At 69.3% G+C, this 20,941-nt stretch carries 13 protein-coding genes; all 13 read right to left on the bottom strand.

Annotated features, from left to right (window positions below):
• Positions 1-33: 33 nt before the first annotated feature.
• The 13 genes from ACFIMZ_RS09610 to ACFIMZ_RS09550 all read right to left on the bottom strand — a co-directional run bounded on the left by ACFIMZ_RS09610 (position 34) and on the right by ACFIMZ_RS09550 (position 20,941).
• Positions 34-1,650: a DUF6519 domain-containing protein gene (locus ACFIMZ_RS09610; protein ID WP_431819305.1), complete on the bottom strand. Its 1,617-nt coding sequence runs from the start codon at positions 1,648-1,650 to the stop codon at positions 34-36.
• Between the two features lie 67 nt (positions 1,651-1,717).
• Positions 1,718-4,030 (bottom strand): hypothetical protein, encoded by a 2,313-nt coding sequence (locus ACFIMZ_RS09605; protein ID WP_431819304.1) that lies wholly within the window; start codon positions 4,028-4,030, stop codon positions 1,718-1,720.
• 10 nt (positions 4,031-4,040) lie between these two features.
• A complete protein-coding gene (locus tag ACFIMZ_RS09600; protein ID WP_431819303.1) occupies positions 4,041-7,823 on the bottom strand; it encodes a putative baseplate assembly protein in 3,783 nt (1,260 codons plus the stop codon).
• On the bottom strand, positions 7,820-10,540 hold the full coding sequence (locus ACFIMZ_RS09595; protein ID WP_431819302.1) for a putative baseplate assembly protein: 2,721 nt from the start codon (positions 10,538-10,540) through the stop codon (positions 7,820-7,822). The genes ACFIMZ_RS09600 and ACFIMZ_RS09595 overlap by 4 nt, the downstream gene beginning before the upstream one ends.
• Entirely contained in the window at positions 10,537-10,896 is a 360-nt protein-coding gene (locus ACFIMZ_RS09590; protein WP_431819301.1) for a GPW/gp25 family protein, read from the bottom strand. Before ACFIMZ_RS09590 ends, ACFIMZ_RS09595 begins: the two co-directional genes overlap by 4 nt.
• Before the next feature lie 229 nt (positions 10,897-11,125).
• Positions 11,126-11,365 (bottom strand): hypothetical protein, encoded by a 240-nt coding sequence (locus tag ACFIMZ_RS09585; RefSeq protein ID WP_431819300.1) that lies wholly within the window; start codon positions 11,363-11,365, stop codon positions 11,126-11,128.
• Positions 11,366-11,458: 93 nt separating this feature from the next.
• The gene (locus tag ACFIMZ_RS09580; RefSeq protein WP_431819299.1) at positions 11,459-11,977 is read right to left on the bottom strand and encodes a phage baseplate assembly protein V; all 519 of its coding nucleotides are present in this window, start codon (positions 11,975-11,977) and stop codon (positions 11,459-11,461) included.
• The gene (locus ACFIMZ_RS09575; RefSeq protein ID WP_431819298.1) at positions 11,974-13,101 is read right to left on the bottom strand and encodes a hypothetical protein; all 1,128 of its coding nucleotides are present in this window, start codon (positions 13,099-13,101) and stop codon (positions 11,974-11,976) included. Before ACFIMZ_RS09575 ends, ACFIMZ_RS09580 begins: the two co-directional genes overlap by 4 nt.
• The gene (locus tag ACFIMZ_RS09570; protein WP_431819297.1) at positions 13,098-13,472 is read right to left on the bottom strand and encodes a LysM domain-containing protein; all 375 of its coding nucleotides are present in this window, start codon (positions 13,470-13,472) and stop codon (positions 13,098-13,100) included. The genes ACFIMZ_RS09575 and ACFIMZ_RS09570 overlap by 4 nt, the downstream gene beginning before the upstream one ends.
• On the bottom strand, positions 13,469-14,131 hold the full coding sequence (locus tag ACFIMZ_RS09565) for a hypothetical protein (protein WP_431819296.1): 663 nt from the start codon (positions 14,129-14,131) through the stop codon (positions 13,469-13,471). Before ACFIMZ_RS09565 ends, ACFIMZ_RS09570 begins: the two co-directional genes overlap by 4 nt.
• Positions 14,128-15,705 carry a DUF4157 domain-containing protein gene (locus ACFIMZ_RS09560; RefSeq protein WP_431819295.1) on the bottom strand — a complete coding sequence of 526 codons (1,578 nt, stop codon included), beginning with the start codon at positions 15,703-15,705 and terminating at the stop codon, positions 14,128-14,130. The genes ACFIMZ_RS09565 and ACFIMZ_RS09560 overlap by 4 nt, the downstream gene beginning before the upstream one ends.
• Positions 15,706-15,791: 86 nt before the next feature.
• Positions 15,792-16,811 (bottom strand): hypothetical protein, encoded by a 1,020-nt coding sequence (locus ACFIMZ_RS09555; protein WP_431819294.1) that lies wholly within the window; start codon positions 16,809-16,811, stop codon positions 15,792-15,794.
• The gene (locus ACFIMZ_RS09550; protein ID WP_431822538.1) at positions 16,808-20,941 is read right to left on the bottom strand and encodes a hypothetical protein; all 4,134 of its coding nucleotides are present in this window, start codon (positions 20,939-20,941) and stop codon (positions 16,808-16,810) included. Before ACFIMZ_RS09550 ends, ACFIMZ_RS09555 begins: the two co-directional genes overlap by 4 nt.

Here is a 20,941-nt window from a genome sequence, read left to right as displayed (position 1 = left end):
CAATACGAACATCTATACGTGTCGCATCCTTGATCACGGCTTCCTCGCACCGCATGGCGTCAGCGTCAACCCGCCGCCGTCCGTCAACGTGAGCACCGCCAGCGGTGCATAGTGATGCGCGATCCCACCCGGCGGCTCGGCGGTGGGATTCGTCACGCTGTTGCCCTGCGAGTCGGTTCCGGTTTCCTGCGGCCAGAGCACGTCGCCCGTCGCGACGCGCGCCGGAATCAGCCAGTAGTCGCCCGTTCGGTACACGGTGCCGGGAATCTTGTCGAACAGGATCTGGATGCCGTCCTCCAGCGCGAGCCATGCGGCGGCGCCGTCCGCGAGCGTGCCCGGCTTGACGAGCGCGGCGCCGTCCGGGCCGATGTCGAGGCCGCCTTGCGCCGGGTCGCCCGCGCGGTGGTCCCAACGCCGCAGCAGCGGGTGCAGCGACGGATCGCTGCCCACCTTCGGCGCGAGGCTGCCCGCCAGCACGACCACGCAGTTCCCGCGATCGATCGATTGCACTTGCAGCAACTGGCCCGGCGTCTGGTTGAGCACGGTGGCGTCGTCCTGAATCTCGACGTAGTCGCCGACAGCCAGGCCGAATCGATCGTCGCGGCCGAGATCGCCGAGCGTCACGGTCGTCGTCGCGCTGGCCGGTTGCACGTTCAGCACCGGAAAGATCGCAACCGCGTTGTCTCTCGACCATTTGAAGCTTGGGGGATTGCCGGACGCATCGTTGCTGCCGGTGTTGATCTCCACGCGGTACAACTGGTTTTCCGCGCCGCGATAGTACGCGTCCGGCGACACCGTGCACGGATCTGCGGCCACCGCGCCTGTCTGCGTGCGCGCACGCAGCAGCGGCGGCAGCCCTCCCCTCAGGCTGTCGGCCAGTTGCTGCCGGGTCATGCACGCGGGTGCGGCATCCGCGTTCCCGCTCACGCTATTCGAGAGCGGCAGCGTCTTCACCTGCCAGACGACGCGCGTGCGCGCGGCGGTATCCGCGCCCGCAAGCGCGACTTCGTAGAGCGAGCGATCTTCGAGCGGCACGACGAGCCGCTCCCACACGTCGAGATAAAGCTGGAGCGCGGCCGGCGGGGACTTGGGCAGCGTGGTCGGTGTCGGCCAGTCGGGCTGCGTCAGATAGGTGAAGAGCCGGCGCGCGCGCCCTTCAGTCGCATTTTCCAGCGAGCCGATGTCGGTATCGAGCGTCAGCTGGCGCGACGCGTAATCGATCTTCGTGATCCGGGCGACGACGGGCTTCGTCGCGGGCGTCGCGTCGTCGTACAGGCGCAGATACTGGTCTTTCGCGTAGCTCATCGCGTCGACGGTCCAGCGCGCGATCGTGATCGCCTTGTTCGCGACGTCCCACGCGAGGACCGCGACCGGCGTCGCGTCGGCTTCGCACAGAATCCCGTCGACATAATAGGTGCCGGCGCCGATTTCGACGTCATCGACGCGGTTCGGCAGCGCGGCGATCGCGAAGCCGCCGCTCGGGCTCGCGGCGGGACCGAAGCCGTCGAGCGCCATCGCGCGCAGTGTGTGCAGCAAGATCTCGGCCTGCTCGTTCCAGTCGGCGTCGAGCTGCACGCGCCCCTGCTGCATCACGACGCGGCTGAAGTGCTTGAGCGGATCGAAGCTTACGCGGGTCAGGTCGGCTTTCACGGCAGTCTCCTCATCGTCAGCTTGAGCAACGGGGGGCACTCGTTCGCTCAACGGCCGTTCAATTCGTTCAACTTGCGAATACGATTCCGGCGTCGGTCTGCGCGGGCGTGAACTCGGTCAGGCGACGCTGCAGGTTCGCCGTGCGCTGCGGTTCGTACAAGAGATGCAGTGCACCCATTTCCGAGCCGTCGTCGGCGCCGGTACGCAGTTCGGGCGCGCAGCTATTGGCGAGACGGCCGTAGCGCGGCGTGCCGTAGCGCACGCTCGCGAATTCTGGCGACACGCGCAGCCGCTCGGCCGCGAGCAGCGCGTCGCGTTCGGCGAGCGTCAGGTCGCCCGCCAGATAGCGGTCGCCGACCGCCTTCTCGACGCCGTCCGGCTGGCATTCGTAGCGGCGCGGCGTGCGCGAGCCGGGCGGCACGTAGCAGAAGCGCACGCAGCCTGCCTGACGCCGGCACGCAGTGAGGGTGCCATCGAAAATGCTGTCGACGGCCAGTTCGATCTCGCGCGCCTGGACTTTGCCGATGACGGTGCTGCAGCGGATCTCGAGCGATGCGTCGGCGCAGGGCGCGTCGCTTGCGCCCAGCGCGACGCGCGCGTTGTCGAGCGCGTCGACGATGCTGTCGCGGATGACGATCCGCAGCGGATCGTCGTGAACTTCGTCGCGCTCCACCCGGATTGCGCCGACGATGCTGCGCTCGATGCGCAGGCAGCGCAGCGCGCCCGACGCGACGACGCTCGGCTCGCTCGGCCGCTTCGCGGTGCAGTCGCAATCGAGCCCCCAGCCAGGCACGAGCGTGCTGTGCCGGATCGTCACGCCGGATACGTTGCCGCCCGCTTGCACGCCGCGCCCGGTGACGATCACGCCGTCGAGCGTGAACCAGCTCGGGCCCTCGCCGCCGATGTCGAGCGCGTCGGGCGCGGACGTCTGCCAGTCGAGCAGGCGCAGCACCGGCCGGCGACGGTTCGCGGCACGCAATTGCAGGCTCTGGCCGGCCGCAAGCGCGATCGCGACCGGTTCGACGTAGACGCCGCTGTCGACGATTTCGACGATCGCCGCGGCGGGTGCGTCGGCGCGCCATTGCGCGAGCGCGTCGGCAAGACGGGCGAAATCGCCGCCCTGCCCGACCGTGTACTTGGCGGCTTGCGGCGGATCGTCGATCCTGCGCGCGTATTCGCCGCCGCCGAGGTCCGCGCTGAACGCGTACGCGTACGACACGCGGACGGCCTGCTTGCGCAATTCGCCCGGCGGGAACACGATGCGCCCGAGTTCGGGATCGAGCGCGACGAATCCGGGCAGCGGGCGATAGTGCCAGTCGCTCAGATCGGCCGCGACGATGCGGCTTGCGTCGACCGGGAGCCAGTCAGTCGAATCGTTCGGCACGAGACGGCTCGCGTTGCCGGGTTGAGGCGGCGGGCTGGTCCAGATCATGATGCTCGCGTCGGGACCATAGAACGTCGGGATCGCGCGTAGCGTGTCCGTCAGCTCATCGGCCGAGGATGAACCGGTTTCGTCGCTCTCGTGCCCCGGCGCGCTCGTCATGCCGGACGTACCGCCGGCACGCGACCCGATCGCGCTGTCTTCGAGCGCACGGCGGCCGATCGGGAGCGGCAGCCGCGGCGCGCTCGCCAGCGCGGCGGGATCGGCGTAAAGCGGCGTATCGTTGCCGAGCGCGCTGAACAGAAAGCAGTTCGGCGCTTCCTCTTCGTAGCAGTACGCGGGCGCGCGGGTCACTGTGTACGCGCGCAGCCGCCAGACGTACACGCCGACCTCCGGGATGTTGTCGACGCCTGGCGTGTGCGTCGAATCGATGCGACGCACGTCGATCGTGCGCGCGCGACCGTCGAACGCCGCGCCACGCCAGTCCGGCGGCTCGCGCAAATCGACAAGACGCCCGCGCCGCATGTGCAGATAGTCGATGTTCTGCGTGACCGCGAGCCGCCGGTAGAACTCGACTGCGTGCGCGGGCCAGTCGCCGACGGCTGCGGCGATGTCGCCGAGCACGCCAAACGTGCCCTTGCGGCGCCGGTAGCGAATCGTGTTCGCGACTTCGCGGCGCCCCGACGTGCCGTTCGCCCCGCCCTTTTCCGCGCAATCACAATCGCAATCGCAGTTGCATCCGCGGCCCGACGCATCATCGGACGGTGCGGTCGGCAGCAACGGCTCATAGCCGATCAGCGCGCCGATGTAGGGCACCACCCAGTCGTCGCAGGTCTCGATGAACCAATTGTCGTAAAGGCCATCGATGTCGCGCTCGATCGTGTCGGCCTGCTCGGCGACGACGCGCAGCAGCGCCCGCAGCGGGTAGCCCTCGCCGGCGTCGCGCAGCCGGTATATGGCGGGCACGAGCGCGTACAGGAAGTCCGGGTCGTGATTCATCGTCGGGGCCTCATGTGTCGAGCTGCGTGAGCAGCAGCGTGTCGGGGATGTCGGGCGTCAGGAACACGAGTTCGGCCGGCAGGATCGTCGCGCGCTGGCCGCTCGGCGTGCCCGGCGCGGGCTGCGCGAGCGCCGACGCGACGAACGGATTGATCCCGAGCGTGCCGCCCAGCGCCGCCAGTTGCGCGGCGGTGACGTCCTCCGGCACGCTGTCGAAACAGGTGACGTTCAGCCACGCGACGCCGGGCACGCGCTGCGCCGCCGCGATCGCCTCCGACAGATAGGCGGCCTGGCCGAGCGCGCGCGCGTCGAAGCTGAACAGCGCGAGCAGCGCGTCGCGCAGCGCGGGTGCGACGCGTTCCCACGCGTAATCCGGATCGAGCGCGACGCCCGCCGAGATCACGAGCAGCCGCACGCGGCGCACGCCGAGCGCGACCGGGAGATGCGGATCGCCACACTGCCGCAGCGACGCGAGCAGATTCGCGTATAGATCGGAGGTCGCGTCGATCGGGATGTCGTCCGTGCCGGCGATCGTCACATGGACCCGTTCCCGCGTGCCGTCCGACAGCTTGACGGCCGACGCCTTGCCGATGCCGGCGAACGCGCGCGCGAAATCGGCGTAGTCGCGCACCGATACCAGCCGGTCGAGCGCCATCACGGCCGCGGGCGCGTTCTCGCGGGCCTGGTCGATGCGGTCGGCATCCGCGCCGCCCGTTGCGGGCAGCGGATTGATCACGCCTTGCGCGCCGAGCGGATGCGTCGCGAGCTGGCTGATCGACCAGGGATCGACGTTGCCGGCGCGGCCGAGCCCGTAGCGATAGCGCACCTTCACGTTCGCGGTGCCGGTCGGCAGGCGCGCGCCGTGCGCGCCATTGCCGAACGTCACTGTCGTCACGCCGCTGTCTTCCTCGCCGGTCACGTAGCAGCGTTGCAATGCATTGGCATCCGAAAGATTGTCGACTTCAGGCCACAACAGGTCGTTGACGCGCACGGCGAGCGTGCTCACGACCCCCGACGCACCCGAGGCACTCACATACGTGAGCGGCGACTGGTGCAGCGCGAAGCTCGGGAAATCGACCGTCGCGTCGCCGTTGCCGAGCACTTCGCCGGTGCTCTGCCCGTGCGTGGCGTCGGCGACGTTGCCGTAGACGGTCGCCGTGCCGCGCTCGTACGAATATGCAAGCGGCGTGGCCAGGTCGAGCACGGTATGCGGCGGCTGCGTCGCGATCCGCCATGCGAACACGCCGTTGGTGCCCCACGGCAACGCGCCGCCCGAATACGGGAGGTGCGTATTCGGATCGACGAGCAGACCGTCGAACGTCGCGAACGTGCCGGTGCGCTCGTCGAGCGTCGGCACGTACGCGTTCACGTAGAAACCGGGCGCGAGCTGCACCTGGTCGGTGAACTGCTGGTTGAGCGTCTCGGGCGTCGCGATGTTCTGAAAGAACGCCGGGAAATCGAGATCGAGCTGATCGGTCAGATCCAGAATCGATTTCGATAACTGGCCAACCACCAATCGATCGCCGTATACGTCGGCATCCGACGTGTACCAGATCGATTCGAACGGCGGCGTCGCAAGCGGCCACGCCGCGCTGCCCGGCGCCTCGATCCCCTGGCGCACGCCCGCGATCATCGCGAGTTCGCTCGTCGTCACGCCGCTCGTGTGCTTCACGTCGGTGCGCTGCCCGGACACGATCACCCAGCGTCCCGCTTCGAGTCCGTCGTACAGCCCCGCGAGATCGATCGACGCGCGGCCGATATCGACGTCGAGCGGCTCGTCGGCGAGCGTTATCAGCTCGGTTTGCGCGTAGACGACGGTGCCGCGCAACAGCGCGGTCGACTGGAGGAACGTGTCCCAGTTCGTCACGCCGGCATCGGAAAGCCAAGGCGGATCAAGCATCAGAACCGTGACCTTCGCCGCGAAACCGGTGCTCGTCGACGTGCTCAGGCTGCCGCCGGAGGGCGGTGCGCTGCCGGTCGCCATCGCGGCAGTGCGCACGCTGGCGACGACGTGAAACGTCGTGACCGGCACGCCGTTTTGCGCGTTCGCGATGTCGGGGCGGCGGATCGCGACCCAACTGCCGGGCTTGATCTGGTCGTAGGCAGCGTCGAGCGGCAGTTCGGGCGGCGGCTCCAGCGTCGGGAAAGTCGCGCCCCATGCGTTCGTGAGAGTCGGTTGATTGTAGGTCGTCGTCACGGTGCCGCCTGTATTCGTCGACGGCGCGCCCGCCCAGTTCGCGGCGAACAGCGACGCCTTCACGCGCGCCGCATATACCTCGACCCGCCCGCCCGGCAGCGCGGCGGCCGCCCAGCCGCGATAGACGCCGGACGCCGCCGGACGCAGCGCCGAGATGAGGCGCGTCGCGGCGTCCGATTGCGGACCGAAGCTCGCGGCGACGGTTCGCGCGAGGCGCAGCGCGTTCGCCGGCTGGACGGACGGCGGTTGCGCGAGCGCATCGGCGATGACGCCGAGCGTTTGCAGGGCAGACGCGGGCGCGCTGGCCGGCAGCGCGTTCAGCGACGATACGCCCGTCGACAGCGAGCCGCCGATCGGCTGGATCGACGCGAACGTGTTCGTCCCGAGGCTGATCCATTGCATGCTGCGGATCAGCATGTCGAGCCACGCGGCGAGCCGCGTGAAACCGCGTTTGACCGCGATGTCGCGCTGGATCGCGATCCGCGAAATTGCCGGCGCGACGATCTGGCGCGGCGTCGGGTTGTTGCTCGACACCGGCGACAGCGCGACGGCAAGCAGATTCGCGGCGACCGGTTCGACGACGTCGATCACGTCGCCGGCCAGCGCGCTGTCGGGAAACAGCAGGCGGCCCTTGTCGATGTACAGCAGCAACTGGCGGACCGTGGTGCGATCGGCCGGCACCTCGAGGCCGAGCACAGCCTCGGTGCGCGAAAACGCCGGCTGCTCCTCGACCGCTTCGACGAGCCGCAGATATTGCAGCGCCGGCTGCGTCGACGCTACGTCGGGCGCGAACACGAAGAACAGGCCGTCGCCCGGCTTGATGTGCGTCGATACGCCATCGAGATAGACGGCATCGATCACGTCCGCGCCCGTCACAAGTATGTTGCTCGTGTCCGGCAGCGTCGTGCCCGGCGTGAAATTCGTCTCTTTCGCGGGCGTGATCACCTGCGGCCGGGTCACGCGCGGCGGCAGCGTGTTCCATACGTCGCGCGCGTCGAGCGCCGCCGACGTTTCATAGAACTGCGGCAACTGCCCCGCGCCCGGCACGCTCTGCGCGCGCGTGCCGGCCGGCAGCACGCCCGAGAACCCCGCCGCGACGGTGAACGCGAGCCGGACGCTCGCCGCGACGCCGGGCCGCGGCCGGTAGCCGACGAGCCGCGCGAGTTCGAACACCGAGCGCCGTTCGCGCGCGGTCGGCAGGTAGCCTTCGTTCGCGTTGCGCTCCTGGTAGAACGTCAGCACGTCGGCGACGATCGCCCACGCGTCGACGAGCGCGATGCCCGGATCCGACGGATCGCGGGTCGTCAGCTTCGCGAGCGGGCGCAGCGTGTCCGTGCCGCTGCCGTTCGCCGACGGCACGTCGATCGTCACCTGCGGCAGCCGCGCGAGCATCGTCTCGAAGAACGTCGCGTAGTGGCCGGCGCGGTAGCGCAGCGCGGCGAGGCCGGGTGGATTCGATTCGGACTCGGGGACGGCGATCGTTGTGCCGGAACAGCAGCCGCAGCGGTCAGCCCCGCAGCCGGCGGCATCCGTGACGCCCGAGGAACCGGCGGATCCGCCGGACGTCGCATCGCGCGGACTCTGCGCGGTCGTCATGATCCACCTCGCATCAGGAGCGTGAGCCGCCCTTGCCTGCGCCCGCCCGGCCTGGCATCGAGACGCGCGATCTGCGACGGGCCGAGCGTCAGCACGCCGTTCGGCGGCACGTCGTCGGGCGTGGCGGTCGGCGCGGGCGTGTTCGGCACGTACGCACGCAGGCGCGTGACCCGCACGTCGGTCACGCCGGCGACGGCCTGCGCGGCCGCGACGATCCGGCTCACGTAAACGCCCTGCCCGAACGCCTGGCTGTCGGGCGCGAACATCGCGAGACGGCCGTCGGGCAGCACGCCATCACCCAATACGTCAAGCAGCGCCGCTTTCACATGCGCGCGCTGATAGCCGGGCATCACGCAGACCGACAGGCCCAGGTCGAGCGGCACGTAGTCGGGGGCGGCGATCTGCAAGTCGTGCCCGATGCGCCGGTAGCGGGCGAGATACGTGCGCATCTCGTCGGCGAGCGCGTCGTCGACGGCGCCGCCACCCTGCGGATCGACGGCCACGCGCGCCTCGTACCAACTGCCGTTCCAGCACAAGCTCGCCTTCGCGCCTTGCAGCCGCACGACAGGCATTGCGCAGCGCGCTGCCGGGCGTTCGGCGAAACGGCGCGCATTGTCGGCGGCGAGCGTCGCGTAGTCGTCGGCGGTGATCGCGCGTTCGAGCGTCGTGCGAAACGCGTGCGGCGCGAACATCCGCACTTCGGCCGCCGTTTCGGGCGCGGCGCCGCCCGTCGCGGGCAGCGGGTTGCGCGGCGTGAGCGTCTCCGTGCCGGTCTCGGTCGACAGGAATACGAGATGTCGGATCGACTCGGCGCCCACGTTGCCCGCCGGCCCGTTGCCGAGCCGGTAATGCGCGGCGAACGTCGTGCCGGCGTCGGGCGCGCGGCCGGCCGTGCCGTCGCCGAAACGCAGGTGCGCGACGCCGTCGTCGTCGATCTCGACGACGAAGCGGCGATCGTCAGGGCCGCTGTCGAGCAGGTCGGCGGCGGGTGTCCAGATGACGGCGTTCCGTGGGTCCCGCGATGTCGCGTCGGATCGTGCTTCATCCGGCGCTGTATCGCCCGATGTCGCGACACCTGGCGTCGGACGCGGCTGCGCACCGTTCGGCGCGACTTCGCACAACACGACCTCCGGCAGCGCCCGGCGCGGGTCCTGCGCGATCATGTCGATCGCGCAGCACGCGCCTTTCAGCGGCTCGGCGAACGTCAGCGGCACACCGTCGAGCGCCGGCGCGAAGCGCGCCGGCGGACGGATCGATCGCGCCGGCTCGCAGTCGGTCGCGCAAGTCGCCCCGCCGGACGCCTGCGGCACCGGACCGAGCGTCTCGCCGGCGTGCGTGCCGTGATCGACGAGCAGCACGTTGCCCCGCGCGACGCTGATGCCGTCGCGACACGCGCAATCAGGCGCGGGCATCACCGCTGACAAACACAGCGGAAACCGCAGCGCGTCCTGCGCGCACCATTCGATCTCGACGACCGGCCGGCCGCCCGCGTCGGCGTCGTACAACGGATCGATCGACGGCGTCACGCGCGTGAGCCGGACCGCCTGCCGATGGGTGGGATCGGCGTCGGCGGGTTCGCCCGTGCGCGGGCCGATCATCTCCTCGAAGATCAGCACGTCGCCCGGCTGCACATTCAACGCGCGAGGGCGGGCCGCGGGCGCCGCCGGTTCCGTCGATTCGCCAGTGGATCGCGGCGCGCCGGTGTCGACCGACAGCCAGCGATCGAGCAGCGTCGCCCGCGTGCTGCCCGCGGGCAGGCAGCATGCGCAATCGCCCCACGTATAGAACGGGATCGCGTTGTGCGCGGCGCGCAGCGTGATGGTCCGCGAGCGGTCCGGCCAAAGCGGCTCGAACCACTCGAAGCCGCCGGGAGGCGAGCCGGCCAGTTGCGCGAGTTGCAGCACGGGCGTATCCGGCGCGCCCTGAAACGCCGTGCAGAACGCGACGTTCGACAGATCGAGCGGCGTGTCCTGTTCAGCGGCCACGCTGATCCATGCGCGCGCGTTGCAGCCTTCGTGCATCGCATAGTCGACGAGCCGCGCATGGCGGCGCAGCGAAATCCGCAGCCGCGCGGTGTTCAGGTACGCCTCGGTCGCGACGGCATCCTGGCAATAGCTCAACTGATCGCCCGCGTACGCGAGCAGTTCGACGAGCATCACGCCGATGTCGGGCGCATGCGCTTCATGCCAGTCCGGCATCGTCAGCGCGAGCCGGTCGAGGATCAGGCGCTTGAAGCTGTCGTAGTCCTTCGCGAGATAGTCGATGTCGGGCGCGGGCAGCGCGGCGGGCGGGCATGCGTGCGGCGCGCAGCAATCGAGATCCGACGGGCACGACGCCTTGAAGCTGAATGCGGCGCTGGCGAAGAGCGGATCGAATCCCGCCATCGGTTCGTCATCCTGCTTGCCGCCGCTCGGCGGATCGACGATCTCGAGCGTATAGACGGATCCGTCGCCCGGCCGGTCGACGTCGATTTCGAGCCAGTCGTCGAACGCCGGATCGGGCTCGCGTTCGAACCGGATCGCGGTGATCGTCACCGGCGCGCCACCCGCGATCCGCAAATTGCGCACGCCCAGATCGGCGGGCGCCTTGCCGAGAAAATGCACGTCGAGCGTCGTCTGGTTCGCGCCGACTTCGACGAAGTCGATGCCGTAAAGCGTCGAGCGCCGCACGTCCTCGCGGCGGCGTTCGCGCGCGCACTCCGCTGCCGCGGCGTTCATGGCGCGTTCCTCGTGAAGGTCTGCGTCTCGGTTTGCTGCGTCGCGCGGATCACGTAGCGGACGACGACCGCGAGCGTCGCGTCCTGCGCCGTCACCGTCAGTTGCTGCAAGTCGATCAGGTCACCCAGATAACGCTGCACCGCCGCCTGCGCGGTGAACTGCAGCGCGGCCGCCAGTTCGGCGCTGTTCGGCGCGAAGACCATCTGCAGGAGCCCGCTGCCGAAGTCCGGACGATTCACGCGCTCGCCGGGCGACGTCATCAGCAACTGCTCGATCATGTCGCGGATGTGGTCGGCGTCGTCGGTCGTCGCGGTGCGGCCCCGCGCATCGAGACGAAACGGAAAGTCGATGTTCATCGCGCTGCTCCCGTGTCGACCTGAGTTAGCGCTTTAGCGCCTACCCAGGTCCCATGCTTCGCGGTCGACCTGAGTTAGCGCTTCAGCGCCTACCCAGGTCCCATGCTTCGCGGTCGACCTGAGTTAGCGCTTCAGCGCCTACCCAGGTCCCATGCTTCGCGGTCGACCGGCGTCAGCGCTTCAGCGCTTGCGCCGGCCCATGCAAGATAGTGCGGGCTGCGTCGCCGTGCTATATCGCCGTCACGCGCGTCTGCGTCGCGCCGACGATGAGCGGCGTGCCGGTTGGCGCGCACACCGCCTGGCTGTCGAGCAACAGCAGCGGCTGGCCCATCGACGTGACGCGCGTCGAGCCGTTCGCAAACTGCGCGGTCGCGCACGGACCGTTGCCGTTCGGCGGCGGCGGAAACGAACAGCCCGCGACGGTATAGGGCGAGACCACCGTCACGGTGTCCATTCCGAGCACCTTCACGCGCGGGTTCCTTGCCGTCGGTTGCGCCTGCCCACCGTGGCTGCACGTCACGGTTGCGCCGAAATGAAGGAGATAGCCTGGCATCATGTCACCTCACGTCACCACCAATGCGATATCGTTAATGAAGACCTGCTTGCCGACGAGCGAGATGTTCGCGCCCTTGCCGTTCTGGATGTAGATGCCGGTGTCGTTGACGATGATCGTCGCGCCCAGCGTGCTTCTCAGCATGACTCCGCCGGCGGGCCCCGTCAGATCGCTGATGACGACCGCGTTCTGCAACGTGCTCTGCAGCACGATGTTCGGATCGCCCGGCACGCCGGCCAGCGCGAGCGCGGGCACCTCGGCCGCGTTGCCCCACCAGCCGCCGATCCACACGGGCGAATCCGGATCGCCGCCCTCGTACTGCATCCAGATGCCCGCGCCCCGCTGCGGCACGACGAACGCGCCCATCTGCTTGCCGGCGAACGGCACGCAAGGCATCGCCCAGCTCGACGGCGTCGCGCCGCCGACGTCCGGCACGATTGCCATGATGCGGCCCATCTGCATCGGATCGATGTTCTCGAACACCGTGCCGCGATAGATGCCGTAATACCGGTTCTCCTTGCCGCTCATACGCTCACCCTGTCGACCGATGCACCCGTGCCGCCGCGCGCAAGCGTGAAGCTCTGCTTGTACTGGCCGCGCTTGATTTCATGCGTGACGCTTTTCACGTAGTAGAGCCCGTCGTAGTACTGGCCGCCGCCGCGCACCGCGCACAGCTGGCGCGCCTTGAACACGCGCCCGTAGCGCAGCACGTCGAGCTGGCCGGTCGCGGTCGCGACGTCGAAACGCTCGAACAGCTTGCCGAGCGCGGCGAGCGCCGCGCCGACCGGATCCTTGTTCGCGATCGGCTTCAGCTGCGTGAACTTGAGCGGCGTCGGCGCGTGCGCCGCCTGCGACGCCTTCAGCAAATCGATGCTCGGGATCGGAATCGGGATCGGAATCTGCGAATTCTGCTCGACGATCGTCACCATGTAGGTCGTCGCGAGCGCGCCGTCGTACGAGAAGTTCAGCGAATCGAGCGTCGTGCTGCCGTCGAAATCGATGCTCAAGGCGGGCTGCGAGCCGCCCAGGAGCTTCGTCAGGTCCGGCCCCCAGTACGCGAGACTCCGGCCGGGCGTCGGGCCGGGATCGAGATAGAACACCGCGCCGACGTCGCTCGCGAGCTTCGTCACGTACCGGTAATCGGTGCCGTCCTGCTTCAGGAAGCGCTCGATCGGGTTCTGGATCAGCGCGAGGAGCGGCGGCAGCGCGAGCGGCACGACGCCGAGCGGCGCGTACTTCGCGAGGATCGCCTCGACGATCACGAACATCGGCATCGCCGGATACGGGATGCCCGACAGGTCGATGAAGTCCATCAGCGCGGTCAGATCGAGGCCGGTGACGGTCAGCGTCGATTTGCCCGCCACGTTGCTCGGCGTCAGGTCTTGCTTCGTGACGATGCCGTCCATCAGCACCTCGGTCGCGCCGTTGACCGTTACCGCGACGATCACCCGCTGCCGCGGATCGAAAAACCCGTTCGCGTGCAGCTGCGCGAGCGCGCTCGCCTTGCTCCACGCGAACTTGAGCTGAAAGCCGCCCTGGCTGCCGACCGTCGTGCTGACCTGCACCGACACGAGCGCATCGATCACCGTCTGCGGCACCGGGTTCGCGCAAAACCCGCCCATCATCAGCGTCAGGTAGAAGCCGCGGTTCATAGCGCGGCTCCCGTCACGCCGGGCGGCAGCGTGATGACGAGCACGCGGCCCGGGACGGCGGCGAGCGTCCACGGCCGCATCGCGCGGTTCGCGTCGCAGAGGCGCCAGAAGAGCGTCGGGTCGCCGAGATAGTGCGCGGCGAGCACGTCGAGCCGGTCGCCCTGCGCGACCGTGTGCCGGTCGATCGCCTGCTGACGCTCGGGCGGCGGTACGAAGCGCCGCTTGACGTACGCGACGGGGAGGCCGTTCTGTTCGATCGTCTCGACGTCGATCCCGTAGTAGCGGCTCGTCGGCGTGAACAGCGACGTCTTCAGCGACGTTTGGGCGAGCATCGCCTGCACCGGATCGAGCAGCGGATCGCTTCCGTTCATGGCAGCCCCCTGATGCCGAGATCGCTGAACGTGCCGTAGCGGTACAGGCGCGCGAGCGTTTCCTTCTGCCGCTGATACGCCATGTACAGGCCGCCGCCGCGATCGGAGAAGAACAGGTCGTCGATGCTCAACACGCGCAGCCCGAGGCTCACCTTCGCGCGCAGCGGGTTGAGCTGCGGATCGAACGCCTCCTCGGCGATGCTGAATTCGGTCAGCCGTACCGGCACGATCCGCAGCGCGCTCCAGACGAACAGGCTCATCGGCGCGAGCACCGGCATGATTTCGAGCGTCCCTTGTTGCGCGAGCGCGTCGTTGCGCTGCAGCGTGGCGCTCGCCGGATAGACCAGCGTTTCCAGCGCGGCCAGTTGCGGCGCGATGCCGTAGCGCACCGCGTCCGGATTGGCGTCCGGATGTTCGAGCTGGTCGGCCGCGTCGATCTCCGCTTCGAGCTTGAACGTCTCGACGGGCGGTCCCGTCAGGCGCAGCGCCTCCGAGCGGTCGCCCCCCTCGTCGGCGCCCTTGATCTTCAGCGTGCGCGTGAGTGTATCCGGGTTGTACTGCATCACGACGATGCCGTTCGGCAACACCGTGAAGCTGTCCGGATCGAGCAGCACGATGCCGCCCTTCAGCACGCGCGGAGAACCGGGGAACGTGCTCATGTCTGCTTGTCTCCGACCAAACGTTTGATGAGGCCTGCGCCGATGCCGGCCGCGAGCCCCACGCCCGCGCCGATCAGCGCGCCCACGCCGCCGCCCGCGAGCGCGCCGATGCCGGCGCCGAGCGCCGCGCCCGCCATGCCGAACAGCGCCTCGGGCGCTTTCTTGATGAGCGTGCCGAACGCGGACGACACGCCGCGGCCGATCAGCATGCCCGCGTGAACGACGCCCTTGCCAATCCATGTCGCCGCTTCCGCGAAGAAATGGCCGACCGATTTCGCCAGTTCGACGAGCGCCTCGAACGTCAGCGTCACGCTCACGCCGATCTTGCGTTCGCCCGCACCCGGCGCGCCCGGCGCGGCGGGCGGCCCGGCGCGGTCGTGGACGAGATCGCGCAACAGCGGCGGCAGTTCGGACGCCTTCGCGGCGATGTCGAACTTGAGCGTGATGCCTTCGCCGACCGGCAGGTCCGGCAGCGCAGGCAGCTTCGGATCGTTCGCGGCGACGAACATCGCGCCCGCCGCCGTCACCCAGACGACGAGCGGGATACCTTGCTTGCTGAATACGTATTCCTTGACCGATTTTTCGAGTTCGCGGCCGATGCGGGTCTGGCGAAACGTTTCGAACGCGGCTTCGAGCGCTTTCTTGGCCGCTTCGTCGTAGTTGTTGCTTTTTGCTTCACCCTGGCCCGGCAGCTTGTGCGGGTTCGGGGCGCCCGCCGATCCCGGCACGGGCGTGGCTGCCGGGAATGACGGCGATGCGGGCTTGCCCGCCGGCGCGCCGCCCGACGCGAGCGGCTTCTCGGCCGCGACGAGCCGGTCGAGCACGTTCGGCAACGTCGAGCCGGGCGTCGTGCCCGGGATCAGCCACGGACGCATCCGCGCGTACAGCGCGTCGGCTGTCGGGAACGTTTCGGACGCGCTGACGGGCAGTTCTTTCGTCCCGAGTATCAGCCGCAGGCCGTCGAGCACGTTCGGCGTCAGGCGCAACGGCTGTTGCTGGCCCGACTGCGCGCTCCACATCTGCTTCACGAAGCTTTCCAGCCACAGCTCGGACGCGGATTGCGCGGGCATGATCGGGCCGGACGGCAACAACGACGGTTTCGTCGATGGCGACGCAAACAGCGATGGCGGAGCCGCGTCGCCCGCTTGCTGCCGATGGGCGCCCGCGCTCGCCGCGTCGAGGATCGGCGCGCGGCCGCCGGCGAGATCGCGCACCGCGCGCTGCGCGCCGGTTTCATCGCGATCGCCGGGACTGCTGACCCGGTTCGGATCGCCGCGGCCGTGGCGCTGTTGCACGACGTGCGCGAGCTCGTGCGCGACGAGGCCCCGCCCGGCCGGCGTATCGGGCGCGTAGCGGCCGGGCGCGAACGCGATGTGCTCGCCGGTGGTCAGCGCATGCGCGCCGCTCGCCTGGGTCGCACGCGCGTCGGTATGCACGCGCACGCGGCCGAAATCGTGGCCGAAGCGCGGCTCCATGTACGCGCGCGTGGCGGCATCGAGCGGCCGGCCGCCGGCGCGAGCGGACGCGGGACTGTGCGCCTGCCCGTGCATGCGGCCCGACGGCGGTCGCGACAACGACAACGACCGCGACGGCCGGATCGCCGAATTCGCCCGAGGCGCCGCTTTCGATGCGGCGATTGTGCCGATACGGCAGTGCGCGCTCATCGCTTCGCCTCGCCGCGTTGCGCGCGACGCCGGTCGTCATGCGTACGCTTCGCCTGCTCGAAGCCCGCTTCGCCCCAGCGCATCCTCAGCGCGAGCAGACACGGCTCGACCCAGCTTCGGGCGACGCCGGCGCCCAGCAGGTCCGACAGCGTCGCCCATGCGGTGGCGAGCGAGGTGTATGCGTCGGTGCGCTCGCCGAGTGCGTCGTGTATTTCGGCCAGTTCGACGCTCGCCGCGAAATACGGCACCGGCGCCGCCGCTTCGAGCGCGTGCGCGCGCGCCGCGCCCGCCGCGAGCCGGGCCGCGCTCCAGTGCCCGGCCGCGCGTTCGAGCCGCGCGTGCTCGACGCCGATCTCGGCCGCCAGTTGCGCGTCGTTCGGATCGGGCGGCGGCAGCGCCGCGCGCGCCGCGTCGAACGCGCCGGCATCGGCCAGCAGGCGCGCATGCTCGGTGCGCAGGAAAGCGGCAATGCGAGGCGTGGCCAGCGCGCACGCGGCGTCGAAGTCGGCCGCGGCTTCGGCGTATGCGCCCTCCGCGATCAGGCACGCGGCGCGCGCCCGCAAGAGCGCGATCGATCGGGTTGCGTCGGACTGGGGCGCGCCAGGCAGGGGCGTGTCAGACGGGGGCGGGACGGACGCATCCGCGCCAAGCGGCGTTTGCCGCGCCTCGTCGAGCGCCATGCCGTAACGCCGTGCCGCGTCGCGCCAGCGGCCCGCCGCTTCGTCGGCCTCGGCCTGCCTGACGAGCGCGGCGATTTCGGTTGGAACATCGCCCGGCAATGCGGCCGCCGCCTGGTCGGCAAGCGCCCGCGCGGCCTCGGACTGCCCCAGCGCGCTGCGCAGCGATGCCGCCAGTTGCAGGCTGCGCGCGCGATCGATCGCGTCGGGAGAGGCCGGGCTCGCGGCCGTGGCGCCTGCGGCCTGTTCGAGCGCTTCCGCCGCGCCCGCGAGGTCGCCCCGACGCAACCGCGCGAGCGCGGCGTCGAGCAGCGTGCCGGTGCGATCGGGCGTGTTCATCGTTCGCGCACCTCCGTGATCCGGTAGCCCATGTCGGCGAGGCGCTTGCGCGTCTGTTCGACCGCATCGGCACGCGCCTTCGCATGGCCACTCGCCCAGAACTGCATCGCGGCGGCGAGACTGACCGCCTGCGTTTCCTTTTGCTTCGCCTGCGCCGACAGGCTGTTCGACGTCTGCTGCGCGCCCTTCTGCTGATTCGACGCATCCTCCTTGCGCGCCTGGTTGTTCTTGTCGAAATCGTCGGTCGTCTCTTTCGCGTCCTGCAGATCCTTCGACGACTTGTCGGCCTGATCGCCCGTCTGCCTGATCGTGTCGGCGTCGGCCTTGACGCCCTTTTCCCGCTCGACCTGCTGAGTCTTCTGGTCGTTCATCGTCTGGTCCATCTGATCGAGCTGGCCGAGGAACCGGGTCGCGTCGCCGTTCATTTTCAGCACGCCGTTCTTCAGCCTCAGCACGGCACCCGGCTTGTCCGGCAGCGAGCGCGCGAGACCCGTGAAGCGCGCCAGGCCCTTGAGCGGCAGCTTCAGCGACAGCAACTGCCCGGCGCGCGTCGCGTAGTCGTCGATCTTGCCGCGCGCCTTGCCCTCCTGTTCGCCCTTGCGCTTGTTCGCGTCGTCGCGCTCGGCGATCGCCTTCTGATGCGCGTCGGTCGCGGTGATCGCCTCGTCCGTGCCCTGCTTCATGTCCGCGAGCGGCTGCTCGTTTTTTTCGTGATGCGTCTTCTGCTTGCCCATCAATTGCGCGAACTGCTCGGCCTGCGCACGCGCGGCAAGCGTATCGATGATCTGGTTGCGCAGGCTGACGAGATCGTCGGGCGTGGCGGGCGGAGGCTGGTAGGCCGGGTTGACGCGTGCGACGATCGGTTCGGCGGCTTCGGTCGCGTCGGCGCTTTCGACGGCCGCGGAGGGTGTGCCAGATTGCGCAGCCGGTTTCGCCAGCGACGGTGCGGCGCCTGATGATCCCGGTGATCCTGATGACCCCGGCGAGCTTTGAGGCGGTGACGCCGACGCGGACTCGGCCTTGCCGCCGGCCGGCGGCGCGGCGCTTGCCGCGCTGCTGTCCTTGCCTGCGGTGGCGGGCGTTGCAGGTACCGGGGCCGCCTCGATCGCGGCCGTTGCCGGCGGCGCAGCCGACTGGTCCGAGGTCGCCGGCGGCGATGCCCCCGCGGCCTTGCCTGCCGGGCTCGCCGAGGACGATGGCGCGGCATTGGGCAACTGTGACGCGGAAGACTTCGGCGCAACGCCACCGGCGTCCGGAGCCGGAGCGGCGCCCGCCGCCGATTTGCCGATTGCGGTTTCAGCAGCCGACACGGGCGATTGAGTGGCAGCCGGTTCGGAGGCCAGTGCTGGCGCCGGCGCCGCAATCGCCGGAGTCGAATCCGGAGCCGGCGATTGCGGCGAAGCCAGTTCAGCCGCGCCCGCGACAGGCTTCGACGCCTTCGGCGACAGCGGCGCGAGGCTCGCTGGCTCGCCAGCCGGCTTGTCGGCCGCCGCCTTCGATGCCGCTTCGGCGGAAAATTCGGCCCCCGCCGCCGCGCCGCCGCCCGATCCCCCTTTCGGCCCGGGCTCGGCCGACGCCGGAGCGGGCACGGAGCCCGCGGGCGGCCCGCCCTTTTTCTTCCGCGGAGCCTTGGGCTTCGGCGGGATCTTTCTTTCTGGATCAGGGGCCGCCTTTTCATCGGCGGTTGCCTTTTCTCCTGGCGGAAGGTTTGCGAGGTTCTCGGGTGCCGGATGGGGTTCGCTCTGGTTGCTTGCCGGTTCCGGTTTGGCGGAAACGCTGCCGGATTGGCCTTCGCCTTCGGCGCCGGCTTTAGCTTCAGCCGCGGCTTTTGTTTCGACCTCGGTTGGGGCTCCGGTTTTGGCTTTCCCTTTGGTTTTCGCTTTAGTTGGGGTCTTGGTCTTGGCTTTAGCTTTGGCGCCGCCTCCGGACGGCGGTGCGACCGTTTCGGGAGCCGTCACGTCGGGCGTTTTTGCGGGTGCCTCAACCGGCGTGCCGGGCCCGGCCGCCGCCATCGCGGCGGGTTTGCCGCCGGCCGGCTCGGCGCCCGGTTCCGGCGCGACGGCGGCCGGTTTCTCCACCGCCGGCTCCACCGCTTTCGGCGGTTCGGCGCCAGGCGGAGCGGCATTGAGTTCGGTGTTGATGTCAGCGAAAACCTTGTCGGTTTCGTACACAGGCGCTCCCGCGCCGGATTTTTTCCTGCCGCTCTTGCGCCGCTTGATCTTCGAGAAAGGTGTCATCTCCTTGACGTCGAGCCCGCCCGATTGCTTCTTGAATTCCTGTTTCTTGGCGACCTTGCCGCCTCCCAGCTTCATGTCGAGCGCGTGCTCGAACGCATCGGCCCCGCCCTGGCCCTTCAGGCCTTCCCACTCCTTCGGCGAGACCGGCTTCTTGGCGATGTTCAGATCGGAGGTGCGTGCGTCCTTCGGCTGCCCCCCGGGTTCGACGCCCACCGAAATGATCTTGCCTTCGTGAAACCCGGCCTCCGGAACGAGACGGCGGCTTGCTTCGCCGAAGTGCCCGTCCTTGGCGCCCGCACTTGCCGCTTCCGAGTGTTCCTTGACGTTCTTGAGCAATATCTTGCCCGCCTCGTTACCCTGCTTCGTTGCGTACTTGAGACGCAGCTCCTTCGCTTCCTCGGTGTTCGCGGACAGTTGATCGAGCACTTCACCCTTGGGCGGCGGCAATTCCTTGCCGTCGCGCGTGGCCTTCACTTCGCCGGTCTGCATTTTCTTACCGGCCTCGAACGCAGCCTGGCGCACTTCGAATTCCGCGACGTCCAGCGGATCGTTGCTCGGTTTGGACGACGTCTCTTTCGACGTGGGCGGCTCGTTGGCGCCGCCCGCGACGGGCGTTTCCGGTGCTGAAGACGCGGGTTCCTTCGACGACGGGGCGGTTTCTTTCGATGGCGGCGCAGCTTCTTTCGCCGGCGCCTTCGATTTTCCCTTCGCCTTCGACGACTTGGCCGGCTTGACCGTCGGCTTCGACGGCTCCACCGATGCGCCCGCCGATCCGGCATTCTCCGCCGTCGTCGCCATTGCTGCCTGCTTGGCCTTTTTTGTCTTCGCCGCCTTGACCTTTTTGGCGATCCCGGCCGCCGGGCTCGCCTTCAACTGCGCGGCCGCATCCGGCGCGGCCTCCGGCTTGGACGGCTGCGCGGCTTCCTGCGGCGGTTTCATTTCCGAGGACGGTGCGGGCGACTCCTGCACGGGCTTCGCTTCCGGAGGCGAAGCCGCCTTTTCCTGCGCGGTCGCCGTCTTTTCCGGCGTGGCCTTGATCTCGATCTCGGCGGGCTTGGCGGGTGCTGCGGCTTCCGCTTGCGGCGGCGCTTTTGCTGCGGGAATATCCGCGCCTGCCGCGGCAGGCATTTCAGCCGGTTTCGCGGCCGGCATCTCGACGGGCCGGACTTCTCCGGCCGACTGTATTCCGGAAGGCGACACCTCGACAGGTTTGGCCGCGACGGGCACATCCGCCGCCGGCAGCTTTTCACCGATACCGCCCGCGCCCGCCGGCTTCCCGCTTGCCTGCGACGGCTCGCCGCCCGCCTTCGCCGCTGGCGGTTCCGCCTTGACGAGCGGCCCCTCGCCGCTCGCGGCAGGCGGATTCGGATGCCCGGGCAGTTTCGCCGGCGGCTTCGGCGTCGCCAGATGCGCCCCCTTCTCGGCCGCCTTCGCGCCGAGCATGCCGCCCGCGAAGCCCGCCGCCCCGCCCGCCGCGGTCTGGATCGCCTCGCCCTGCTTGACGACGTCGCGCGGATCGGCGTCACTCGCGAACGCGTGCAGCGCGCGGAACATCGTGATCAATTCCTTGAGGACGATCGCGTTGATTCCGTCGAGCACCATCGTGCCGCCGCCGATCGCGAGCGAGATTGCCGTCAGCGTGGCGGCAATTGGCGACACCGCGCCGGCGGTCGCCACCGCCGCGGCCCACATGATCACTGTGATCCCGCCGAGCACCCCGGCGATCACGTTCGCGACCGCCGTCGCCACTTCGATCACGTTGCTGATCGCCTCGATCGAGTTCGCGAGCTGCTCGTAGATGTCCGCGCCCTTGCCGAAGTTCGCGATCGCCTTGCCTGTTGCCCCCCAGTCGCGCTTCGCGAGATCGTAGCCCGCCATCACGCCGCCGATCAC

Origin of the sequence: Burkholderia sp. F1 (assembly GCF_050813845.1) — a bacterium.
In the GTDB taxonomy this organism is placed as follows: Bacteria; Pseudomonadota; Gammaproteobacteria; order Burkholderiales; family Burkholderiaceae; genus Burkholderia; species Burkholderia ubonensis.
The sequence above is the reverse complement of the archived record's forward strand: the minus strand, read 5'-3'. Positions and strand labels throughout refer to the sequence as shown.

What these genes read in the sequence shown, in the direction of transcription:
- ACFIMZ_RS09605 (WP_431819304.1), bottom strand. Translation starts at nt 4,030, where the DNA reads ATGAATCACGACCCGGACTTCCTGTACGCGCTCGTGCCCGCCATATAC.
- ACFIMZ_RS09600 (WP_431819303.1), bottom strand. Translation starts at nt 7,823, where the DNA reads ATGACGACCGCGCAGAGTCCGCGCGATGCGACGTCCGGCGGATCCGCC.
- ACFIMZ_RS09595 (WP_431819302.1), bottom strand. Translation starts at nt 10,540, where the DNA reads ATGAACGCCGCGGCAGCGGAGTGCGCGCGCGAACGCCGCCGCGAGGAC.
- ACFIMZ_RS09590 (WP_431819301.1), bottom strand. Translation starts at nt 10,896, where the DNA reads ATGAACATCGACTTTCCGTTTCGTCTCGATGCGCGGGGCCGCACCGCG.
- ACFIMZ_RS09580 (WP_431819299.1), bottom strand. Translation starts at nt 11,977, where the DNA reads ATGAGCGGCAAGGAGAACCGGTATTACGGCATCTATCGCGGCACGGTG.
- ACFIMZ_RS09575 (WP_431819298.1), bottom strand. Translation starts at nt 13,101, where the DNA reads ATGAACCGCGGCTTCTACCTGACGCTGATGATGGGCGGGTTTTGCGCG.
- ACFIMZ_RS09570 (WP_431819297.1), bottom strand. Translation starts at nt 13,472, where the DNA reads ATGAACGGAAGCGATCCGCTGCTCGATCCGGTGCAGGCGATGCTCGCC.
- ACFIMZ_RS09565 (WP_431819296.1), bottom strand. Translation starts at nt 14,131, where the DNA reads ATGAGCACGTTCCCCGGTTCTCCGCGCGTGCTGAAGGGCGGCATCGTG.
- ACFIMZ_RS09555 (WP_431819294.1), bottom strand. Translation starts at nt 16,811, where the DNA reads ATGAACACGCCCGATCGCACCGGCACGCTGCTCGACGCCGCGCTCGCG.